This window comes from Promicromonospora kroppenstedtii DSM 19349 (genome assembly GCF_000515355.1).
GTDB classification, from domain to species: Bacteria; Actinomycetota; Actinomycetes; order Actinomycetales; family Cellulomonadaceae; genus Promicromonospora; species Promicromonospora kroppenstedtii.
The window spans coordinates 6976-10057 of sequence record NZ_KI911578.1 but is presented as its reverse complement, the minus strand read 5'-3'; the positions used below and the strand labels follow the sequence as shown (position 1 = coordinate 10057).

Below are 3082 nucleotides of genomic sequence, written 5' to 3'. Positions count from 1 at the left end.
ACGGAGAGAGGAATCGGCCTGGGGGCCGGGTGCGGCTCACCTTGCAGGCAAAGCAGTTCGATGGTGTAGAAGGTGTAGAAGTTGTAGGTCTCCCTAGTTACCTCTCAAGAAAACAAAACCTTGAAGGGTAATAAGAGAGACCTACAACTTCTACACCTTCTACACCCCTCGGGGGCGTGGAGGTGCTCCTCCGGCGCTAGTCCGTGGCGCTGAAGAGCGGGGCGCCGCCCTCCTCGGCGACGGGCCGGACGGCCACGCGCTTGGACAGGCGGCGCGCGGTGCTCTCCAGGTCTTCGAGCGTGGCCTTCGCGACCTCCGCGGCGTGCGGGTCGAGGCGTGTCAGCTCGGCCCCGTGACCTTCGCTAGCACGGTCGCTGCCGCGGTGATCGCCATCAGCGAGCCGCCGGCGACGTCGCGGGACGTGAGGGCGCGCACGACGGCGCGGTCTTGCTTGCGGTGCTCCTGGTTCGCCTCGGACTGCGTCTGAGGCTTCAGCCCCGTGGTCCGCCAAGGTCTCCTTGTCGACGGACTCGCGCATGATCTCGCTCAGGTGCCAACTCACCGACGAGCGGATCGAGTTCCGGCGCTCGGCCGGGACGCCCGCCTCCGCGTAGACCTCGCCGACCCAGCGCCGGTAGGGGTGCGTGCGTCCGGCGTAGTCGGGCTCGCCGTCCCCGCGCAAGAAGTGTTGCCGGGCCTCGAACAGGACCTCGGCGAACGCGCGCACGTGCGGCGTTCGCTCCTCGACGGGGGCCGCGAGGTAGCGGCGCATGTGCTCTACCGCTTGGCGCTGTAGGGGCGCGAGACTCGGTTCCATACCTACACGGTAGCCCACGCAAGGGGCCTTGCCCAGCGGGCGTGCCCCAAATCACCCCGAAACGACAGAAAGCCCCGGCCCTCACGAGGAGGGCCGGGGCCGGAGTATCAGAAGCGGAGGTCTCGGGCAAGCGCGACAAGCTCGTCGGCCGTGCCGGAGTTTCGGATGGTGAAATCGGGGGGTAGTCGGCGAGCTCAGTCTCAGACGGTGGGGTGTCCGTTGAGACTAAGTCCGGGCGGACGATGCGGACGAGGATGCCGCCGTCACGTTGGATCGCGTCGGCCTCGTTCTTGTAGCGGACGTCCGTGATGACGACGCCGGGAGCGCCTTCCATGAGCGCACCCGTCGCCTCCGCGAGGCCGGCATTCAACCAGAAGCCCGGGCCGCGACGGCGCACGGCCTGCCCGCTCTGCTGGAGGAGGCGCCGGGCCTCGGGGCCGTAGGGCGTGTCCTTCAGGCCCTCCCAGCCGCCGTAGATCTGGAGAGCCTGCAAGAGCCGGATGGTCGGCTCGGGCTGCCAGGGCGGCGTGATGAGCCACGGGTCGATCTCCTCGACCATCTCGCGGAGCGGGTCGGCGAACGCGACGCGGGTGTAGCCCCGCTCGACCAGGCCGGCCGCGAAGGTGTCTTTGCCGGACCTCTTCACGCCGACCAGGCCGATCAGGGGGGTGCGGGATGTCGGTCACTCGACCACCTCCCAATTGTCGGCGCGCTCGACGCGGCCGGAGACGGGCTCGTTGCGGTACGCGCGCCCCACGTCGCCCGATCCCGCGCACCGTTCAGGTGCGACGTGATGACGGCCTTCGCGGTGCGCTTCCGGTCCCAGGGGCCGAAGCGTCGCTCCTTGCCGTCGGCGTAGACGAGGACGGCCGAGAAGACGGCGTCGCGCTCGGCGTCGTCCTTGTAGCCCTCCCAGGCGGCGCCTACCTGCCTCACTCACCCACCGCCGCGAACTCGACGAGCGTCTTGTCGGTGGTCTCGTCGTACTCGGCCATGACCGGGCGCACGAGCCCGTGACGGGGCGAGTCGTAGAGCATCGGGTCGGCGTTGCGGACGTCGCCGGGGTAGTGCAGGCGGCCGACGATCTCGGTCTCTTCCATGGTCAGTCCTCCCGGTTCCCGCGCACGAAGGCGGCCTTGCGGGTGAGGCGTGTCGCCTCGTTCCGGAGGTGGTTCGCCCGCTTGGGGTCCTTGGCGTGCTTCGCCTGCGTAGCGAGCTCCTCGGCCTTCTTGTGGAGCTGGTCGATGGCCTTGTCGGGGCGGTCGAAGAAGCCCATGGTCAGCGGCCCCGATCATCGTCACGGTGCCGTCGGCGTGCGTGATGCTGTAGCCGGTCGGCGTGGTGCGGACGACGACGGGCTTGTCGTCCTTGTCCAAGTAGGTTCCAGGGCGCATGGCGGCCTCCTTCGTGCGGTCTGTACTGCCTGACGAGGAGGTAATCGGCCTGGGCCACCGGAGCGGCTCACCCCAAAATGCGAAAAGCCCCCGCCCTCGCGAGGAGGACGGGGGCTAGAGGCGTCAGTCGCCGGACGGGAGGCCCGACTTGGGCGGCGTGGCGGCGAACCCGCCGGCGGCGAGGAAGGCCAGCGAGACGGCGACGATGTCCTCAGCGGACAGGCCATCGCCGACCAGCGGCCCGGTCACGGCCAGGGCGCCGGCCAGGCCAGCGAGGAGGGCGTTCACGATGCGGTTCTTGAACATGGATCTCCGATCAGGGGGTGAGGTTGATGCTCTGGAGCAGGAGCACGAGCCCGCCGAGGACACCGACGCCGCCGCCAACGGCGGACAGGAGGCCCATCGGCGAGACGGTCTTGCGGTCCTCGACGATGCGGAGGCGGGCCTCGTGGTCGTCGAGTTTCGTGCCGTGCTGCCCGAGGACGAGGTCGAGCTTCGTCTCCATCCGGGCCAGAGCGACCCGGGTGTCGACGTTCTCGTCGTCAGGCGAGGCCGGGGTCATGCGGCCTTGACGGCGCGGGCGATGGCGGACTTCGTCCACTTGCCCACGACGCCGTTACGCAGGAAGTAGCCGCGGGCACGCTGGAAGCGGCGGACGAGGGCGTAGGTGCCCATGCCGAAGTCACCGTCGTCCGCGATCTCGATCCCGCGCTTCGCGTAGATCTTGTTCAGGTCGCGCTGGAGCTGCCGCACCTCGGGGCCGGACGAGCCCAGGCCGAGCGACCGGCCGCGGGGCGGTTGATCGTGTGGCGCACGCGGGCACGGCCCGAGCGCTCCCAGTGCCACGCCTCCTCGCGGCCGCCACCCTGGC

At 69.7% G+C, this 3082-nt stretch carries 6 protein-coding genes; all 6 read right to left on the bottom strand.

Going from position 1 to position 3082, the window contains the following annotated elements; translation table 11 throughout:
- Window positions 1-196: 196 nt before the first annotated feature.
- Window positions 197-817: a hypothetical protein gene (locus tag PROKR_RS30430; RefSeq protein ID WP_169736295.1), complete on the bottom strand. Its 621-nt coding sequence runs from the start codon at window positions 815-817 to the stop codon at window positions 197-199.
- A 932-nt stretch (window positions 818-1749) separates the two neighbouring features.
- Window positions 1750-1917 (bottom strand): hypothetical protein, encoded by a 168-nt coding sequence (locus PROKR_RS32250; protein ID WP_157601822.1) that lies wholly within the window; start codon window positions 1915-1917, stop codon window positions 1750-1752.
- Window positions 1918-1919: 2 nt separating this feature from the next.
- On the bottom strand, window positions 1920-2093 hold the full coding sequence (locus tag PROKR_RS32245) for a DUF6381 family protein (protein ID WP_157601823.1): 174 nt from the start codon (window positions 2091-2093) through the stop codon (window positions 1920-1922).
- A gap of 241 nt (window positions 2094-2334) precedes the next feature.
- Window positions 2335-2517: a hypothetical protein gene (locus PROKR_RS02255; protein ID WP_036959181.1), complete on the bottom strand. Its 183-nt coding sequence runs from the start codon at window positions 2515-2517 to the stop codon at window positions 2335-2337.
- Window positions 2518-2527: 10 nt separating this feature from the next.
- The gene (locus PROKR_RS02250; RefSeq protein ID WP_036959182.1) at window positions 2528-2773 is read right to left on the bottom strand and encodes a hypothetical protein; all 246 of its coding nucleotides are present in this window, start codon (window positions 2771-2773) and stop codon (window positions 2528-2530) included.
- Entirely contained in the window at window positions 2770-3057 is a 288-nt protein-coding gene (locus PROKR_RS02245) for a peptidoglycan-binding domain-containing protein (RefSeq protein WP_084800207.1), read from the bottom strand. The genes PROKR_RS02250 and PROKR_RS02245 overlap by 4 nt, the downstream gene beginning before the upstream one ends.
- Between the last annotated feature and the right edge of the window lie 25 nt (window positions 3058-3082).